Raw genomic sequence first — 17,727 nt, 5'->3', positions numbered from 1 at the left:
GCTCCAGAAGGTGAGTCGCTAACAGTGTCACATTCGATCTGTGCAACCTATGCACATGCACGTATCTTGCCACTCTGAGAGGATGGTGAGGATGGTTGACACCCCAAGCCGTTACGTCGAGGTTCGGTCGCTCGAGCGTGGTCTGCAGCTGTTACAGGCGCTGGCAGAAATGGGCTTTTCATCGCCTGCACGGCTCGCTCAGGAGACAGGTATCGACCGGACAACCGTCTATCGATTGTTGGCCACGCTTCGGCATTGTGGGTTCGTTCAGCAGCAGCAGGACGGTGGCGGGTTCGGGCTAACCGGAAAAATCGTCGAACTGGCCTCGGGCGTGCACCAGCAAGACGAGGTCGTCTCGATCATTGCGCCCATCCTGGATGACTTGGTGCGGACGACCAGCTGGCCCAGCGACTTCGCCGCCATCTTCGGCGGTCGGCTGCGCATCCTCGCATCGACCCATCACAAGACGTCGATGACCTTTTTCCGACGAATGACGGGCAAGGACCGGCCGATCCTACTGACCTCGCTGGGTCATGCCATTCTGGCTGCGGTGAACGACGCCGAGCGGGAAGCGATCCTGCTGTCGATCGCCACAGTGGAGAACGAGCCGATCGACAGCATCCGTCGCAAGGCGGATCATATCGTGTCGACCACTCGCCGGAACGGCTACGCTTTGGCCGTGAGTACGTTCGACCCCAAGATCAGCGCCATCGCGCTACCGATCGAGCATGCGGATCAGGTGCTTGGCGCGATCAATCTCGTCTTCTTTCGGACGGCGATGTCCGCAGACGCCGCGGTCGACCGCTACCTGCCGGATATGACAGCGACGGTGGCGAGGATCCAGGCAGGGATCGGTCACGACGTGGCGATGTCCTAGATCCGCCTATCGCTTGGCCTCCGGGCTGTCTGATAATCGCAGTAGGCCTTCATGAGTCGCATGTGGACGGCGGCGAGCCTGGCCTGCGACGGGGCCCCAGCCTCCTTGCGTCGATCGGAGGAACCATTCCTCGCAAGCGCCCGCCGACGACCGTCCCAAGCCTGTGCACTGAATGCACAAAGTCAGCATCGATCTGGCAGCCTTGATCGATGCCTGTAATCACGTGATCAATTGAGACATCGGGCTGCTCAAAAATTTTAAAGATCGTGACGGCGTAGCGTAAATCCGAAGGCTCAAGGCCGTCGTATAATAGTGTTGATGCAAATCACTTGTCTTTGTTACCGCCGAATCCAAAAAGGCGGAGCAAGATCAAATGAATAAATACAAAAAATATAAGGAGGGGTTCGTGATGCCAGCGAAGGTTTTACTATACGTGAGCACCGCACTTTTCACTTTGCACGGGCAGGCTTGGGCACAAGCCGTGCCGGGTTCGGTCGACCAGGCAGGCGCGCCGCCCGTATCGCCGTCCACCCCCGCATCGGGCGCCGAAGCGGAGGAAAAATCGGTACAGGACGGGGGACTCGCGGACATCGTGGTCACGGCCCAGCGACGCAGCGAGAACAGCCAGCGCGTTCCGATCGCCGTATCGGTCGCGACCGCGGACACGCTGACGCAGTCCGGTGTCGGCGACATCCAGGCTCTCAAGGTCGCGATCCCGAGCGTCGATCTGCAGTCGCTGAACGGCTACGCCTTGCCGATCATCCGTGGCGTCGGATCGAAGGCGGCCTTCCCCGGGATTGAGCCGCCGGTGGCGGTCTACGTGGACGGCGTCTATTACGCGAACCCCACCGGCACGGTCCTCGGGTTCAACAACATCGAGCAGATCGAGGTCCTGAAAGGGCCGCAGGGAACGCTGTTCGGCCGCAACGCGACCGGTGGCCTTCTGCAGATCAGCACGCGCGATCCTTCGCAGACCTTGGGCGGTCAGGTGAACCTGAGCTATGGCAACTACCAGACGGTGCGAGGTGACTTCTACCTGACGGCAGGGGTCGCCCAGAACCTCGCGGCGGATATTGCCTTCACCGGCACGCACCAGGGCAAGGGCTACGGCACCAACCTGCTGTCGGGCCGCGATGTCTACCGGACTGACCACGACATCGGCGTCCGCTCCAAATGGCTGTGGGAGCCCGGGACGGATACAAGTGTTCGACTGATCCTCGACTACGCAAGCTATGCCAACAGCAACAACGCCGTCCGCATCAAGCGGGACACGACGATCCCGGCGCCCTATGGGCCTAACTATGGCGGGGACGACTGGGACATCGCCAGCAATCAGGAGCCGCGGACACATTTTGACGGAGGCGGCGCCAGCGTCCGGGTCGATCATGACTTCGGCACACTGAAGATCGCGAGCATTTCCGCCTATCGGAAATCGACTTCGGGCGCAGCGTTCGACTTTGACTACACGCCGACCAACGGACGTGCCGTCGACCTGAAAAGCCGTGACCATCAGTTCAGCCAGGAGCTGCAGCTCTTGTCGCCGTCCGGCGGCTGGCTCAGCTGGGTCGCGGGAGCCTATTATTTCACAGCGTCGAGCGGTTACCCGTTCTTCGATGTACTGCTAAACGGACCGGTATTGATCCCGACGGTGCCGCCGACGAACCGGGTACGAACGATCAGCACGCAAACGACGGACTCGCTGTCGGGGTTCGGTCAGGCCACAGCGCAACTGGTCGACGGGCTTAAGGCGACCGTCGGTCTCCGCTACACCGACGAGACCCGTAAGCTGGTCGACGCATCCGTCACGCAGTTCCGCACGGATGGATCAAGCGTCACCAGCATCCCGCAGTTCAGCGATCGGCGTCATTACGGAAAGCTGACGTGGCGGTTTGCGCTCGACTATAGCTTCACGCCTGACATCCTGACCTACGTGTCCTACAATCGTGGCTTCAAGAGCGGCGGTTTCAACTCCAACTCGATCGCTGTCGGCCCGTTCCTACCGGAAACGCTCGATGCGTATGAAGTCGGATTGAAATCGACTATTCTGAATCGTCGGGTGCGGTTCAATCTCGCCGGCTTCTACTACGATTACAGGGACGTACAGGTTCAGCGCGTCACGACCGCGGGCACGGGCATCTACAATAGCGGCAAGGAAACCGTTTACGGGCTCGAAGCCGATCTAGAGGCGAAGCTGTCGGCCAGATTGGGTCTTCGCCTCAACTACCAGTTCATCCCGCACGCCCAGTACGACAACTTCCCCGGCGCGGTCATTGCCACGCCGCGTGCGGCGGGCGGCTATTTCATCACGACCGGCTCGGCGAGCGGCAACCGCGCGGTGCTCAGTCCGCGGAACACCGCCAATGCCGCTCTCGACTACAAGTTGCCGGTGTCGAGCGGGGACGTCGATTTCAATGCGAGCGTCTATTACAACAGCGGCATCTTCAACGACCCCGATAACCTCATCAAGCAGCCGGCCTACGCGCTGGTGAACCTTTCAGCGCGGTATCGTGCGACATCGGGCTATTCGGTGGCGGCCTGGGTGCGCAACCTGACCAACGAAGCCGTATCAGCGATCGACGGCATCCAGACGTTCGGCGCCACCGGGGCGAACCGTGTCGGCTACGCGCCGCCACGCACCTACGGCGTCACCGTCGGCTACGCCTTCTAAGGAGCGTCCCATGCCGTTCGCGACAATTTGCGCCTCTCACACGCCGTTGCTTCACGACGGCGTGGCGTCGCCGGCCACTAGACAGCGCGTCCGTGACGCCTTCGACGCCATGGCCCGACACATCACCGCGTTCGGGCCGGAACTGATCGTTCAGTTCTCGCCCGACCACTTCAACGGGTTCTTCTATGGCCTGATGCCGGCGTTCTGTGTCGGCACGCAAGCCACGTCGGTAGGTGACTGGGATACGCGACCCGGAGCACTGCCCGTCGCCGCGGAGCGGGCGCTTGAACTGAGTGCCCAGTTGCTGGCGGACGGCGTGGACGTCGCGGTTTCACGGCGGATGGCGGTCGACCATGGCTTCGTCCAGATCTGGGAGGAGATGTTTGATCAGGAGCAATCCTATCCGGCACCGGTCGTGCCGATCTTCGTCAATGCCGCCGCGCCACCACTTCCCACATACAAGCGTGCTCGCTTGCTGGGAGCTGCGGTAGGTCGCTGGGCGGCGGGGATAGGATTGCGTACGCTGTTCGCCGCATCGGGTGGCTTGTCGCACGATCCGCCGCTTCCCGACCTTCAAACTGCACCGGACCCGGTTCGGGAGGCACTGATCGCGGGTCTACCGCCAACCGTTGAAGGGATGGAACGTCGCAAGCGCGCCGTACTCGCCGCGGGCGAGAAGGCGTCGCGGGGAGAACCACCGTGTCAACCGCTCAACCCGGCGTGGGATCAAGCGATGATCGACCGGTTCGTGGCGCGCGACATCGGATGGTTCGACACGCTTGACCCAGACGTGGTTCGTCGGGACGCCGGGCGCGGCGCCAACGAGATGCTCGCCTGGGTCGCAGCCCTCGCGGCCCAGGAGGCCGCCGCCGACACGACGGTGAGCCTCGACTTCTACGAAGCAATCGACGGTTGGATCGCCGGGATGGCGATGATGTCGGCCGGTCTCGTGCCGGAAAAAGGAACCCTGCCCGCCGCGACATCGCTCGCCAGGGAATAAGGATACGTCATGAAGTCCAATGCTTTCGATGCGGATGTGCTGGTCGTTGGGACCGGGCCGACCGGTGCGACCACGGCACTGGTGCTCGCGAAACACGGTGTCCGCGTCCACATGGTGTCGATGTGGAACTGGCTCGCCAACTCGCCGCGCGCCCACATCACCAATCAGCGGACCAACGAAGTCTTCCGGGACCTGGGACTCAGCGACGAGATCGCCCGCAACGCCAGTCCCTGGGAGGTGATGGGCGATACCCTCTTTACCACCAGTCTCGCAGGGCAAGAACTGGTGCGGATGCGTACCTGGGGGACCGGCGACGATCGCAAGGGCGATTATGTGCGCGCAAGCCCATGCGGCATGGTCGACATCATTCAGCCCCGTCTCGAACCGATCCTGCTGAAGGCTGCGGCAGAGACGGGCGCGACCTTTACGCTGAACACCGAGTATCTTGCCCACGAGCAGGACGATGATGGCGTGACCGTCCATCTGCGTGATCGCATGACCCAGCATGACTATACGATGCGGGTCCGCTATCTGGTCGGCGCCGACGGCGCCAACTCGACTATCTTCGCGGATCTCGGGTTGCCGCTCGAGGGGCAGATGGCGCGGGCAGGCACGGTCTACGTCCGCTTCAAGGCCGACCTCGAGCGATATGTCGCGCATCGCCCGAGCATTCTTAACTGGATCGTCTCCCCGCATTCCAGCTTCGGCGAGATCGGGATGGGGTTGCTGCGGGCCGTGACGCCGTGGACCGAATGGATCGCGGGCTGGGGCTTTGACTTATCGAAGGGCGAGCCCGATCTTTCGGCGGATCACGTCCGGCAGCGCATCCTGACCCTGATCGGCGACGATAGCGTCGCGCTGGACATCGAAGGCGCCTCGGCCTGGTACGTCAACGAAGCCTACGCGCCGCGCTACAGTGCGGGCCGCGTCTTCTGCGCCGGCGACGCGGTCCACCGTCATCCGCCGTCGAGCGGACTGGGCATGAACACCTGCGTCCAGGATGCCTATAATCTTGGCTGGAAACTCGCCTATGTCGCCAAGGGGGTGGCCGGGCCGGGTCTGCTCGAAAGTTATACGCTCGAGCGCGCGCCGGTAGGCAAACAAATCGTCCAGCGTGCCAACCAATCCCGGCGCGACTATGCGGTGGTGAATGCCTGCTTCCGGGTTGCAGATGCCGAGAACCCTGTCGCGGCAGGCGTTGCCCGCCTGCAGGATCCGGGACCTGACGGCGTCGCTGCGCGAACCGCGATCGCCAAGGCGCTCGACCTGAAGAACACCGAATTCAACGCGCAGGGCGTCGAAATGAACCAGCGCTACGAATCCGGCGCAGTGATTCCCGATGAGGATGCGTCGGCCGAACGCTTCGCGCGGGATCCGGAACTCTACGTTCAGTCGACCACACGTCCGGGCGCCAAGATTCCGCACGCGTGGCTGGTCGACCGCCGCGGTCGGCGAATCTCAACACTTGATATCGTCGGTCGCCAGAAGTTCACGCTCATTACAGGGCTCGCAGGAGCCGAGTGGCTGGACGCGGCGCGGACGCTCGACCGTCCCTTCCTGCGATCGGTCATGATCGGCACGCCCGGTGCCCAGGATCTTTACTGCGAGTGGCGGCGGATGTGCGAGATCGAGGAGGGTGGTGCGCTGCTCGTCAGACCCGACGGCTATGTCGCGTGGCGCCATCACGGTCCAGCGATCGATCGCTCAACGGCTATCGCTGAATTGGGGCGCGCCTTGGACACCATCCTCGACTTGCCAACCGCTATGCAGCCGCACGGCGCCGGCTGTTCTGGCGCGCTTCAAGCCGAACGCCTGGCAGGCTGACAGACACTCGCCGCCATCCACAACCAATCTTCTAAGCCTGAGGATCCCGTTATGAGCGATCAACGTCCCTTCAACTTCTCCAGCGTCTGGAGCGACCTGCGCAATGTCAGTTTCAGCCAGGGCTTTCTGGATGCCGGCGGCATCCGCACGCGCTACATTCAGTCGGGCGATCCGTCGAAGCCGCTCGTCCTAGCGCTGCACGGCGTCGGGGGTCATGCCGAGGCCTATTCCCGCAACTTCGGCCCGCATGGCGAGCATTTCTGGTTCGTCGCGATCGACATGCTGGGCCACGGTTGGACCGACCAGCCGGCGATTGATTACCAAGTCGTCGACTATGCCGGGCATGTGCTGGACGTCCTGAAGGCGCTGGGCCGCGACAGCGCGATGATTACCGGCGAATCCCTGGGTGGTTGGGTCGCGACCTATCTTGCCGTTCACCACCCCGATGCGGTCGAGAAGCTCGTTCTGAACACCGCGGGTGGCTGGACGGCGCATCCCGAGGTCATGGAGCGGTTGAAGCGCCTATCGAACGAGGCGGCGTCGGACCCGTCGTGGGAGCGCATCAAAACGCGGCTTGAATTTCTGATGTGCGACAAGTCGATGGTGTCGGACGACCTGATCGAGACGCGGCGCGCGATCTATTCCCAGCCGGGCTTCGACGCGACGATGAAGCGGATCATGTGCCTTCAGGAAATGGAGATTCGCCGGCCCAACATGATTACCGAACAACAGTATCGGTCGATCACGGCGCCGACCCTCGTCGTCTGGACCTCGCACGATCCGACCGCGACGCCGGCCGAGGGCAAGCAGATATCGGAAATGATCCCCGGGGCGCAGTACGTCGTCATGAACGAGTGCGGCCACTGGCCGCAGTTCGAGGATGCCGACGAGTTCGACCGGCTCCACATCGATTTCCTGAGCAGCTGAGGCAGATATGGGCGATTACAGCGAACTCGCGGCGCGCATCCGCTCCGCCTATACCAATGGAGCGATCGCTCCGTTGCGTGACGACCTCAATCCCACGGATGCGGCCGGTGCCTATGCCGTCCAGGCGCTCAATACCGAACGGTGGGTCGCAGAGGGGCGGCGGATCGTAGGCCGTAAGGTCGGCCTCACTGCCGAGGCCGTTCAGACCCAGCTTGGCGTCGATCAGCCCGATTATGGCGTGCTGTTCGCCGACATGGAGATCGCGGACGGCGCCAATCTGCCGGTAGGACGCACGCTTCAGCCCAAGGCGGAGGCGGAGGTCGCTATCATCCTCGGTGCCGATCTCGACGATCCCGAAACCACAGTCGAGACGGTCACAGCCGCGGTCGACCAGGTCGTGGCAGCGATCGAGATCGTCGACAGCCGCATCGCCGATTGGAAGATCACCTTTGCCGACACGGTCGCGGACAATGGCTCGTCGGCGTTCTTCGTCCTCGGCAGACGTCGCGTCCCGCTTGACGGTCTCGATCTTCAGGGCTGCGCGATGACGCTGACGGTGAACGGCGAGCCGCGTTCGAACGGATCGGGCGCGGCCTGCCTTGGCCATCCGCTCAACGCTGCGGCCTGGTTGGCCCGCACGCTCGCCGCGCAGGGCGCGCCGCTGCGCCGGGGCGATATCGTTCTGACCGGCGCGCTCGGCCCGATGGTAACGCTGACCGCGGGAGACCGGATCGAGGCGACGATCGAGGGGATGGGCTCTGTCGCCTTCACGTTCGGAAAGGAAGGAGAATGACCGCCAAGACCAAGGTCGCGATCATCGGTTCGGGCAATATCGGCACCGATCTGATGATCAAGGTGATGCGCCTATCGGACAGCCTCGAAATGGGGGCATTCGTCGGCATCGATCCGGATAGTGACGGCCTGAAGCGCGCCGAGCGCATGGGCGTGCCCATTACCGCAGGCGGGATCGATGGTCTCGTCGCCATGCCGAATTTCCCCGAGATCGAGATCGTTTTCGATGCGACCTCGGCGGGGGCACACCGCCGGCATTCCGAGATATTGCTGGCGCACGGCAAGCGCGTCATCGATCTGACCCCGGCCGCGATCGGCCCCTTCACGATCCCGCCGGTCAATGGCGAGGCGAACCTGGACGCGCCGAACGTCAACATGGTGACGTGCGGCGGCCAGGCGACCATTCCGATCGTCGCAGCAATCAACCGGGTGGCGCCGGTCCATTACGGCGAGATCGTGGCGTCAATCGCCTCGAAGTCCGCCGGGCCGGGAACACGCGCCAATATCGACGAGTTCACCGAGACGACCAGCCAAGCGATCGTCGCTGTCGGTGGCGCGCGCCGCGGCAAAGCGATCATCGTACTGAACCCGGCGGAGCCTCCGCTGATCATGCGCGATACTGTTTACTGCCTCACCGAAGAGGCCGACGCACAGCTGATCGCGCAGTCGGTCGAAGACATGGTCGAAGCCGTCCGCCGCTATGTTCCGGGCTACCGGATGAAGCAGGCCGTGCAGATCGAGCGGGTCGGCCACAACCAGCCGCTGCGCATCCCCGACGAGGACGGGCCGTTCGTCGGTCTTAAGGTGACCGTGTTCCTCGAGGTCGAAGGGGCGGCGCATTATCTGCCGTCCTACGCTGGAAACCTAGACATCATGACGTCCGCGGCGCTCGCGACCGCTGAGCGGATCGCCAGCCGCGCCCAGAGGAGTGCCGCAGCATGACCTTCGATCCCACAACGGACAGGCTATACATCCAGGACGTGACGCTGCGCGACGGCATGCACGCAATCCGGCACCAGTACGGGCTCGATCAGGTACGGCGCATCGCCAAGGCGCTCGACGACGCCAAGGTCGACGCGATCGAGGTCGCGCATGGCGACGGTTTGTCGGGCTCGTCGATCAACTACGGCTTCGGAGCCCATACCGACTGGGAGTGGATCGGTGCGGTCGCCGAGGTTCTCGAGCACGCCGTGCTTACCACCCTGCTGCTGCCGGGCATCGGAACGATCCACGATCTGAAGCATGCATTCGAGATGGGTGTGCGCTCGGTCCGCGTAGCAACCCACTGTACCGAGGCGGACGTGTCGAAGCAGCATATCGAGGCCGCCCGCGGCCTCGGCATGGACGTGTCGGGTTTCCTCATGATGAGCCACATGAGCGATCCCGACGCCCTGGCGCGACAGGCGCAGCTGATGGAAAGCTATGGGGCGCATTGTGTCTACGTCACCGATAGCGGCGGCGCGATGACCATGGACGACTATACGGCCAGGCTGCAAGCATATGACAGGGTCCTGAAGCCTGAGACTCAGCGCGGCGTCCACGCGCACCACAACCTGTCGCTGGGAGTCGCGAACTCGATCGTCGCGGTCCAGAATGGAGCGGTGAGGGTCGACGCAAGCCTTGCCGGCATGGGCGCGGGCGCGGGCAACGCGCCGCTCGAAGTGTTCATCGCGGCGGCCGATCGATACGGCTGGCATCACGGCTGCGACCTCTACGCACTCATGGACGCAGCGGAGGATCTTGTCCGCCCGCTGCAGGATCGGCCCGTTCGGGTCGATCGCGAGACGCTCAGCCTGGGCTACGCCGGCGTTTATTCGTCCTTTCTCCGTCACGCGGAGAAGGCAGCGGCGGATCATGGTCTCGATACCCGATCGATTCTCATCGAGCTGGGACGACGTCGCATGGTCGGGGGCCAGGAGGATATGATCGTCGACGTCGCTCTCGATCTCCGAGCGGATCTGGATAGCTGTTCATCAGGATTGATCCGATAGATGCGCCCGTGCGGGCCGTCGGTCCCGCCGCCCTCGCACAGGGCGCGGGCCCGATAGCCGGTTCGATTCCGTCCGGCCCTTCGACCTTGCGGTTTCCAAAATAGCAATCGGGCGCTGCCGCGAGGCAGAACAGCGTCGACTGAGAACAGTGTGAGCTTGCCCAGAGAAGTCCAATCCGACTCCACTGAGCCCCGCGTTCTGATGCAAATCCTATCCGTCAATACGATCCGCATGCGATGCGATCGCTGATCGGCACCGCATTGCAGGACAGCGTGCTGCTGAGTGGATCGGTGCGCGAGAATATCGTGCTCGAGCGGCCGGGCGTCGATGACACCGAAATGCTGCGCGTGTCGGAACTCAAGAGCGTCGGCCAAATGACTGCGGCCGGGTATCCCAAGCGCGGGGCAACAGACGTTCGGCGACGCGCTTCTGTCGCCAGCATGCCTTCTGCTGCCGAGCGCCGTAGCGGCGCGTCGGTGGAACCTGCTGCTCGATCCGGTCCGGGCAAGGGGTGGCTATCGGCTGATCGCGCAGGAAGCCTTTGCGCTCGATACGCGTCGTCCGCCCGCCGGCGGCGTGATCCTTCGGCTTTGGCCAGTGGTCGATGCGTTGCTCTTCCGTCTTTGCCTCGAAGGCTGCTCGAGCATGCCAACCTGCTCGTTTGCGGAGGACAAGCTATCTTCTTTACCGTCGGAGACTGTTCGAAAACTCCGCGCCCTGTTCTGGTCGAACAATGCATGTGCGCACCGCTCGACGATTTTACGCCAGGGGTTCGGGCCACCACGCTGAGCGTAGGTTTATCTTGTTGCGAGCCGAAAACATCTCAGGTCGGCCAAGACAGACGGGTTCCGAGAACTATCGCAAATTCTCAATCGCCCATCCCAATGGGAATGCCCCCGCCGTCTCGGGCGCCGTTCTCGGAGGATCGACCAGCACGACACCGACACGTCCGGCTGCGATGGGCGATAGTCGCCGTTCCGGAAAACAGCGCCGTCGTGCTAGGCGGCTGAATCCCCTTGTTGACATATCCCTCATATATGAGGATACGTTCAGCAACGGCGACACAGGCGTTTGAGCCTGGTGCGCGGAACATGGAGAGGGCTCACAGTGAGGCTCGTACGATTCGACGCTGGTGCGGGACCCCGAATGGGTGTCGTTGACGGAACACGGGTCATCGACCTGCGCGAGGCGGGACTGGATTTCCCCGACTTGCTGTCCATCATCCACGCCGGGCAACACGGGTTGGCAAAGATCGACGCGCTGATCGGAACGGCGGGACCCGGCGCCGATCTGGAGCAGGTCCGTCTGTTGGCCCCGATCGAGCGGCCCGGCAAATATCTTGCGATCGGCATGAATTATCGCAAACACGCCGAGGAATCCGAACGGATCGGTGTCGCGACACCCAAGAAGCAACTGTGGTTCAACAAGCAGACGACCTGTATATCCGGGCCGTTCGACGACATCGATCCGGGCGTCACCGAAAAGCTGGACTATGAGGTCGAGCTGGGCGTGATCATCGGTCGGCGAGCGAAATCGGTGACTGCCGACGATGCGCTCTCCGTCGTCTTCGGTTACTTCGTCGCGAACGATGTCTCGGCGCGCGACTGGCAGTTCCATACGCCGACCTTCACGATGGGCAAGTCGTTCGACACCCACGGGCCCATCGGTCCCTGGATCGTCACGGCAGACGAAATCCCCGATCCGCAATCGCTCGCGCTGACATGCCGGGTAAATGGCGAACTTCGACAGAGCGCGAACACGAGCGAGATGGTCCATTCGATCGCCGACCAGATCGGCTATCTCTCGACCGCGTTCACGCTCGAGCCGGGCGACCTCATCGCGACCGGCACGCCCGAAGGCGTCGGCGTGGCCTGCGAGCCGCCCGTCTTCTTGCAGCAAGGCGATATCGTACGCTGCGAGATCGAGACTATCGGCTTCATCGAGAACCGGGTCGCATTGGCCCGCCAAAGCCTGGAGAGGCAATCATGTGCATCAAGGGTCTCGAGTCCTACTGCCTTGACGTCCCCGATCTGTCGGTCGGCACCCGGTTTTACGAACTGGCCGGGCTTGGGGCAGTCGCCGATGGCGACATCGTCAGCCTGTCGTGCGGTTCGCGACGACCGAGCATCATCCTGAAGCAACGGGTGGGGAGGAAGCGCTTCAGCCATATCACCCTTCGTGCGGACCGCCGCGACTTCGCCACGATATCGCAGCGGGTCGAAGCGCACGGCGGAAAGGCCGCGCAACACCGGGAAGGCTTCGACGCCGATGGCCTGTGGATCGTCGACCCGAACGGCATGCTGATCCAGATCGTCGACCGGCCCGACGAGCCGGACCTGGAAGCGGGCGAACCGTTCGCGATCAATGCACCGGGGGCGATCGTCAGGCAGGATCGGTCGGCCATGAAGCCGCGCGCCGCGACGCCGGCGACCAAACCGCTACGTCTGGGCCATGTGCTGGTGTTCACCCCGGATGTGGCGACGAGTATCCGCTTCTTCGAACAGGCCCTCGGCATGGGCCTTGCGGATCGATCGGGCGACATCATCGCCTTCATGTGCTGTTCGCGGGCGAGCGACCATCATGTCGTGGCGTTCGCCAAATCCCCCGGTGTCGGCTTCCATCACGCAAGCTTCCAGGTGCGGAATCCGGACGAGGTCGGTCGCGGCGGAGCCTTGCTCGCCGCGGCGACGGTGGGCGGGGATTGGGGGTTCGGCCGGCATACGATCGGCTCCAACTTCTTCCACTACATCCAGGACCCTTGGGGCAGTTGGTTCGAATATTATTCCGACATGGATTACATCAGCGACCACAGCGCCTGGACTGCGACGGATTATCATCCCGACGACTCCCTCGCCAACTGGGGGCCCGGCGTCCCCCCGGACTTCGTCCACAATTACGAGGTCGATACGCCACTGACGGAGCAGGAGGCGTCGCGAGCCAGGTCGCTCGCCGCCATAATCTAGGAGATAGCGATGCCTGATCTACGCTCGAAACTCATCGGCAGTTGGCGGATGGTCGACTGGGCACTGACGGACGGCGAAACGGCCGACCACAATGTCCCGCCGTTCGGCTACCCGCAGGACGGTGGCGGTATTCTGATCTATTCGGAGGGCGGTGCGATGAGCGCGATGCTCTCGCAGAAGAACCGAGCCCCATTCGAGGATCGTTCGCTCGACGGCGGCACCGTGGAAGAGCGCGCCAGGGCGTTCGGCTCGATTACCGCCTATGCCGGGACGTTCGAAACCGATGACGCGACCTCGCAGGTCACGCACGTCGTCGAATATGCGACCATGCCGCATTTCGTGGGCCAGCGCATGATGCGTATCTGTATCTTCAATGGAAACAGACTGAAGTTGGATACCCCGGTCATGGTGATCGGCGGCAAACCGCGCAAGAGCTACATCGAGTGGGAACGCTTCAACTAGGCGACCTTTTGTCAGGAGATGGATTATGAGTGACGTGATCGACCTGAAGACGGTGACGCCGGTTGCCGGTTCGGTGGCGCGCTATCGCCGCATCGTTACCGACGAGAATGCGGCCGGAAAGTCTTACATCAAGACGGACGAGATCTGTCCGAACACCCAGGCGATCATGGGCATCGCAGAGTTCGCGACGACCGAATTGTGGAAGACATCGGCTACACCGGTGGTGCTCGCCTCGGAGCGTGACGACCCGAGCGCAGGACCGGTGGTGTTGTCGCCAGAAAGCACGGGCACGACGTTCCGCATCGTCGAGTTTCCGCCTGATGCCCATGTGGCGGGCAAGATGCCACAGCGGCGTCCGGAAGACCTGATGCATCGCACGCCGTCCCTCGATTACGCCGTCGTCCTCGACGGCGAGATCGTCGCGGTCATGGACGAGGGCGAGACGGTGATGCGCGCGGGCGACATCATGATCCAGCGCGGCACGAACCATAACTGGTCCAACCGTTCGAACCGGCCATGTCGCATCCTGTTCGTGTTGATCGGAGCACAACTGCCGGGCTGAGCCAGGCGACGCCGGCAAGGACCGGCGAGGTATCGATGGCGATCGGGAAGATGATGGGCTGCGCCGGTATCGGCGCGGCACGGGGCCGTGCGGCCTCGGAAGGCGAGAGGATGGCGAGATGGGCGGCGATACAGAGCATTTCGATGTCGTGCAGGTCGGCTTCGGTCCGGTCGGTCAGGTAAGCGCCGCGGCGTTGGGACGCCTGGGACATAGGGTGGGCGTATTCGAACGGTTCGGCGGCCTGTATGCGTTGCCTCGCGCCGGCCACGTCGACCATGAAGTCATGCGTGGCTTTCAGTCGATCGGCGCCGTCGAGAAGATGCTCGACGATGCCTTCCGCTGTTCAAAGTATAGCTGGCGTAACCAGCACGCGCAGACGCTGCTCGACATCGATTGGAGCTATGACGGCATTTCGGGCTGGGCTTCGGATTATCTGATCTACCAGCCCTATGTCGAAGATGCGCTCAACCAGGCCGTCCGGCGCCAGCCAAGCGTCGCCGTCCACCACGGATGGTCCGCGGTCGGCGTCGAACAGGGTGACGACTGGGTGGAAGTCGAACTGGCGCAGGGCGTTCTGGAAGAGACCGGCTATCGTCTGACGGGCGAGCGCCGGCGGGTCCGCGGGCGCTATCTCGTCGGGGCCGATGGCGCCAACAGCGTCGTCCGGTCGCTGTCCGGCATCGCCATGGTAGACAGGGGCTTCAACGAGCAGTGGCTCGTCACGGACTTCCGGCAGAAGATGCCGCTGCACTTCGAGTTCGACAATGGCCAGATCTGCGATCCCACGCGGCCGATGTGCCTGTTCCAGCTCGGTCAGACCCATCGCCGGTTCGAGTTCATGGTGATGCCCGGCGACGACGTAGCGGAGATCACGAGCCCGGACCGCGTATGGAGCCTCGTCAGCCGCTGGCTGACGCCGGAACAGGCGGAGCTGATCCGGGCGACGGTCTACACCTTCCGGTCGGCGAGCGCCGAGCAGTGGCGTTCGGGACGCAGCCTGCTGATCGGCGACGCAGCGCATCTGATGCCGCCGTTCCTCGGCCAGGGCATGTCCTCGGGCGTTCGGGACGCAATCGAACTGGCCTGGAAGCTCGATCTGGTCCTGAACGGCAAGGCGAGCGACCGATTGCTCGACACGCACATGATCGAGCGCAGACCCCATGTCGATGCGATTACCGACCAGGCGGTCGCACTCGGCAAGGTTTCGTGCACGATCGATCCGGTCGCCGCCGCCGCACGCGATCAAGCGTTCTTCAGCGGCAATGTGCCGCCGCCGCCGCCATTCCCCATTCTCGAGGCCGGCGTTCTCGACGACGGCAGCGGCCCCGCCAATGCCGCGGTTCGGGGCCGACTGGGGCCACAGGGCATCATCAGGACCGATGCCGGCGAAGGTTTGGCCGATGACGTGATCGGCAGCGGGTGGCAGCTCATCTCCCGTCGCGACATCGTGTCGAGCGCGCAGCCGCGGACGCGGGATATCCTGAAGGAACTCGATGTCAGGCTGCTCAACATGGGTGAGGGGGCAGGGCGCGTGTCCGACGTGAACGGCACGTACACGGCATATCTCGACGACGCGCAGGCGCTCGCCGTCCTCGTGCGACCGGACTTCTATGTCTATGGTGCGGTCGAAGCGGACGAGCCTCTCGACCGGTTGGTCGACGGGCTGGCGGCGAAGCTCATGCTTCGTGAACCGGCCGTGCAGGCTTAGCACGATGGAGACAGCCGTTTGGACCATGGGGGACGATCCCGATCGTCCTCCCGCGGAAGCCGCCGCGCAGGAGCGGGCTTTCATCGACGAGCAAGCCAGCCATCGACGATCGATGCCGGTTCAGCGCCTGATCGGCGGTGGCATGCGCTATGACGACGCGCATGATCTTCACCGCCTGAGCGGCGAAGGCATCGCATGGCAGCACGCCGCGGAGTTCCTAGGCCAGCGCAATATCGCCGCGGGCGATGCGGCGCGTCATGCGGCGTCGCAGCGCGACTGGTATCGCTACGCCTCCGCCTGCTTCCGGTTCGGGCAGGCGGCGCTACCGACCGACGATGACCGGAAACGGCGGCTGCACGCGCTGATGGTCGAAAGCTTCGCCCTTGCCGCGCAGCTGGACGATCCCGTTACCGAGAAGCATGACATTGCCTGGCGCGACGGCAAGCTGTGCGGGTGGCTGATGCGTCCCGCCGGCGATATGCCCGTCCCGGTGGTCATGATCTTCGGCGGCTTCGACGGGTGGCGCGAGGATTACACGCTCTGCGCCGATCAGCTGGTCCGTCATGGTATCGCCGCCTTCCTGGTCGACGGTCCGGGGCAAGGCGAAACCCGATTGCGCCATGGGCTCTATTTGGGCAGCGACTTCGTCGATGCCTTTCGGACGGTCGCGGATCACCTCCTGGCCGATCCGCGCTTCACTACACTGGGCGTCTGGGGAAACAGTCTGGGCGGCACGCTGGCCACCTGGGTTGCGGCCTCGATCCCCGCGGTGCAGGCGTTATGTGTGAACGGCGGCACGATCCGTCCGGCCGAACTTCCCGAACGCTATCCGCGATTCTGGTCGAAAGTCGAAGCGTTGACCGGCTCGCCGGACCGGGCTGCTGCCCGCGCGATCATCGACGGCCTCGACCTGTCCGGCGTCGCTGCCGATGTCCGGGTTCCGTTTCTGCAACTGCACGGAACCCCGGATACGGTCTTCCTGCTCGAAAACGCGCGGGAAATCTACGAGCGGGTCAGCAGCCTGGACAAGCGCCTGCTCGTCTGGGCCGATGGCGACCATTGCATCTACAACCATAGCGAGCAGAAGAACCTGTACGTCGCGGACTGGTTCGCAGACCGCCTCATTCCGCGCTGAAGGTCCGGTCCGCCATTCGTTCGAACTCGGCCGGCAAAGGCGTCCGGCCGAGTTCGGTCGCCGTATCGGCAGGGACGCCGAGCATCTGGAGCAGCGATCCGACGATGTCATCCGCCCACTCCTCCGGCTTTCCCCCAAGCAGCAGATCGTGCATCCCCGCGGTGAGCACGACCAGGATCATCCTGACCGCGACGTCGACGTTCACCGGCGTGAAGCGGCCGAGCGCTTGGCCCCGTTTAATGTGGTCTGCCGCTCCTTCGCCGAAAATCTGGCTGAGCTGCGGAAGGTCGGAGGTCGCGTGGACGACGAACCATCCCCAGACCGGATCACGCACCGCCTTGGTCAGGAATATTTTCTGGATATAGGCGATCGCCAATGCCGGATCTTCGACCGACTCGAAGATAGTCATATTCACTTTGTAAAGATCATCGGCGTGGCTGCGGAAGATAATCTCCGCGAGTTCCAGCTTTGTCTTGAAATGGTTGTAGAACGAGCCCGTCCCGACGTCGGCCGCCTCGGTGATGTCCGCGATCGTGGTGGCATCGACTCCTTTCGACGCCATCGTCCGCTCTGCGGCCTCGATCAGCTTGGCGCGGGTGCTCTCACGGATACGGTCGGTGCGCGACGCTTTCATGCGACCTCTCCCTTTCGTGCCTTCGGTCTCGTGGCGGGCGGAGATCGGCATTCGCTTATCGACTGTCATGCGTTGGTCTTATGGCCTGCCCCCGCCGATTCAATCCTGAATCGATCGTCAGGGGACAGCGATCCTGCATGCAACGGGCAGGATCGGACGGGCATGGCGCCGTTGCCGTGCGCCC

15 protein-coding genes are annotated in these 17,727 nt (G+C 63.4%); 14 read left to right on the top strand and 1 reads right to left on the bottom strand.

Annotated elements, in window-relative coordinates; genetic code table 11:
- Nucleotides 1-91: 91 nt before the first annotated feature.
- The 14 genes from DM480_RS04925 (at nucleotide 92) to DM480_RS04855 (ending at nucleotide 16,909) form a co-directional block, all read left to right on the top strand.
- A complete protein-coding gene (locus DM480_RS04925; protein ID WP_198665901.1) occupies nucleotides 92-877 on the top strand; it encodes a helix-turn-helix domain-containing protein in 786 nt (261 codons plus the stop codon).
- Between the two features lie 373 nt (nucleotides 878-1,250).
- Nucleotides 1,251-3,545 carry a TonB-dependent receptor gene (locus tag DM480_RS04920; protein WP_115377844.1) on the top strand — a complete coding sequence of 765 codons (2,295 nt, stop codon included), beginning with the start codon at nucleotides 1,251-1,253 and terminating at the stop codon, nucleotides 3,543-3,545.
- A 10-nt stretch (nucleotides 3,546-3,555) separates the two neighbouring features.
- Nucleotides 3,556-4,545, top strand: coding sequence for a 3-carboxyethylcatechol 2,3-dioxygenase (locus DM480_RS04915; RefSeq protein WP_115377843.1), 990 nt, complete (start codon nucleotides 3,556-3,558; stop codon nucleotides 4,543-4,545).
- Nucleotides 4,546-4,554: 9 nt separating this feature from the next.
- Nucleotides 4,555-6,369, top strand: coding sequence for an FAD-dependent monooxygenase (locus tag DM480_RS04910; RefSeq protein ID WP_115377842.1), 1,815 nt, complete (start codon nucleotides 4,555-4,557; stop codon nucleotides 6,367-6,369).
- A 51-nt stretch (nucleotides 6,370-6,420) separates the two neighbouring features.
- Entirely contained in the window at nucleotides 6,421-7,296 is an 876-nt protein-coding gene (locus tag DM480_RS04905; protein WP_115377841.1) for an alpha/beta fold hydrolase, read from the top strand.
- A 7-nt stretch (nucleotides 7,297-7,303) separates the two neighbouring features.
- Complete coding sequence (locus DM480_RS04900; RefSeq protein WP_115377840.1) at nucleotides 7,304-8,089, top strand: 2-keto-4-pentenoate hydratase; 786 nt, start codon at nucleotides 7,304-7,306, stop codon at nucleotides 8,087-8,089.
- Nucleotides 8,086-9,030 (top strand): acetaldehyde dehydrogenase (acetylating), encoded by a 945-nt coding sequence (locus tag DM480_RS04895; protein ID WP_115377839.1) that lies wholly within the window; start codon nucleotides 8,086-8,088, stop codon nucleotides 9,028-9,030. The genes DM480_RS04900 and DM480_RS04895 overlap by 4 nt, the downstream gene beginning before the upstream one ends.
- Complete coding sequence (gene dmpG, locus DM480_RS04890; protein WP_115377838.1) at nucleotides 9,027-10,079, top strand: 4-hydroxy-2-oxovalerate aldolase; 1,053 nt, start codon at nucleotides 9,027-9,029, stop codon at nucleotides 10,077-10,079. Before DM480_RS04895 ends, dmpG begins: the two co-directional genes overlap by 4 nt.
- A 1,146-nt stretch (nucleotides 10,080-11,225) precedes the next feature.
- Nucleotides 11,226-12,215, top strand: coding sequence for a fumarylacetoacetate hydrolase family protein (locus tag DM480_RS04880; protein ID WP_232834128.1), 990 nt, complete (start codon nucleotides 11,226-11,228; stop codon nucleotides 12,213-12,215).
- A gap of 161 nt (nucleotides 12,216-12,376) precedes the next feature.
- Complete coding sequence (locus DM480_RS04875) at nucleotides 12,377-13,042, top strand: VOC family protein (protein WP_332871314.1); 666 nt, start codon at nucleotides 12,377-12,379, stop codon at nucleotides 13,040-13,042.
- A 9-nt stretch (nucleotides 13,043-13,051) separates the two neighbouring features.
- The gene (locus tag DM480_RS04870; RefSeq protein ID WP_115377835.1) at nucleotides 13,052-13,504 is read left to right on the top strand and encodes a lipocalin-like domain-containing protein; all 453 of its coding nucleotides are present in this window, start codon (nucleotides 13,052-13,054) and stop codon (nucleotides 13,502-13,504) included.
- 34 nt (nucleotides 13,505-13,538) lie between these two features.
- Nucleotides 13,539-14,066: a cupin domain-containing protein gene (locus DM480_RS04865; protein ID WP_232834127.1), complete on the top strand. Its 528-nt coding sequence runs from the start codon at nucleotides 13,539-13,541 to the stop codon at nucleotides 14,064-14,066.
- 148 nt (nucleotides 14,067-14,214) lie between these two features.
- Nucleotides 14,215-15,774 carry a bifunctional 3-(3-hydroxy-phenyl)propionate/3-hydroxycinnamic acid hydroxylase gene (locus DM480_RS04860; RefSeq protein WP_157968771.1) on the top strand — a complete coding sequence of 520 codons (1,560 nt, stop codon included), beginning with the start codon at nucleotides 14,215-14,217 and terminating at the stop codon, nucleotides 15,772-15,774.
- 4 nt (nucleotides 15,775-15,778) lie between these two features.
- Nucleotides 15,779-16,909: an alpha/beta hydrolase family protein gene (locus DM480_RS04855; RefSeq protein ID WP_157968770.1), complete on the top strand. Its 1,131-nt coding sequence runs from the start codon at nucleotides 15,779-15,781 to the stop codon at nucleotides 16,907-16,909.
- Here the strand turns inward: DM480_RS04855 and DM480_RS04850 are convergent.
- Nucleotides 16,896-17,612 (bottom strand): TetR/AcrR family transcriptional regulator, encoded by a 717-nt coding sequence (locus tag DM480_RS04850; RefSeq protein WP_115377831.1) that lies wholly within the window; start codon nucleotides 17,610-17,612, stop codon nucleotides 16,896-16,898. The two genes, DM480_RS04855 and DM480_RS04850, sit on opposite strands and share 14 nt — an antisense overlap.
- Nucleotides 17,613-17,727: the final 115 nt, after the last annotated feature.

The sequence above is a fragment of the Sphingomonas sp. FARSPH genome (assembly GCF_003355005.1).
Lineage (GTDB): Bacteria > Pseudomonadota > Alphaproteobacteria > Sphingomonadales > Sphingomonadaceae > Sphingomonas.
This window is presented reverse-complemented; position numbering and strand designations above follow the sequence as displayed.

Bases quoted from the DNA above. Each gene is read 5' to 3' on its own strand.
- dmpG (WP_115377838.1), top strand. From the start codon at position 9,027: ATGACCTTCGATCCCACAACGGACAGGCTATACATCCAGGACGTGACG.
- DM480_RS04895 (WP_115377839.1), top strand. From the start codon at position 8,086: ATGACCGCCAAGACCAAGGTCGCGATCATCGGTTCGGGCAATATCGGC.
- DM480_RS04855 (WP_157968770.1), top strand. From the start codon at position 15,779: ATGGAGACAGCCGTTTGGACCATGGGGGACGATCCCGATCGTCCTCCC.
- DM480_RS04875 (WP_332871314.1), top strand. From the start codon at position 12,377: ATGCTGATCCAGATCGTCGACCGGCCCGACGAGCCGGACCTGGAAGCG.
- DM480_RS04850 (WP_115377831.1), bottom strand. From the start codon at position 17,612: ATGACAGTCGATAAGCGAATGCCGATCTCCGCCCGCCACGAGACCGAA.
- DM480_RS04910 (WP_115377842.1), top strand. From the start codon at position 4,555: ATGAAGTCCAATGCTTTCGATGCGGATGTGCTGGTCGTTGGGACCGGG.
- DM480_RS04870 (WP_115377835.1), top strand. From the start codon at position 13,052: ATGCCTGATCTACGCTCGAAACTCATCGGCAGTTGGCGGATGGTCGAC.
- DM480_RS04920 (WP_115377844.1), top strand. From the start codon at position 1,251: ATGAATAAATACAAAAAATATAAGGAGGGGTTCGTGATGCCAGCGAAG.
- DM480_RS04900 (WP_115377840.1), top strand. From the start codon at position 7,304: ATGGGCGATTACAGCGAACTCGCGGCGCGCATCCGCTCCGCCTATACC.
- DM480_RS04880 (WP_232834128.1), top strand. From the start codon at position 11,226: ATGGGTGTCGTTGACGGAACACGGGTCATCGACCTGCGCGAGGCGGGA.
- DM480_RS04905 (WP_115377841.1), top strand. From the start codon at position 6,421: ATGAGCGATCAACGTCCCTTCAACTTCTCCAGCGTCTGGAGCGACCTG.
- DM480_RS04925 (WP_198665901.1), top strand. From the start codon at position 92: ATGGTTGACACCCCAAGCCGTTACGTCGAGGTTCGGTCGCTCGAGCGT.
- DM480_RS04915 (WP_115377843.1), top strand. From the start codon at position 3,556: ATGCCGTTCGCGACAATTTGCGCCTCTCACACGCCGTTGCTTCACGAC.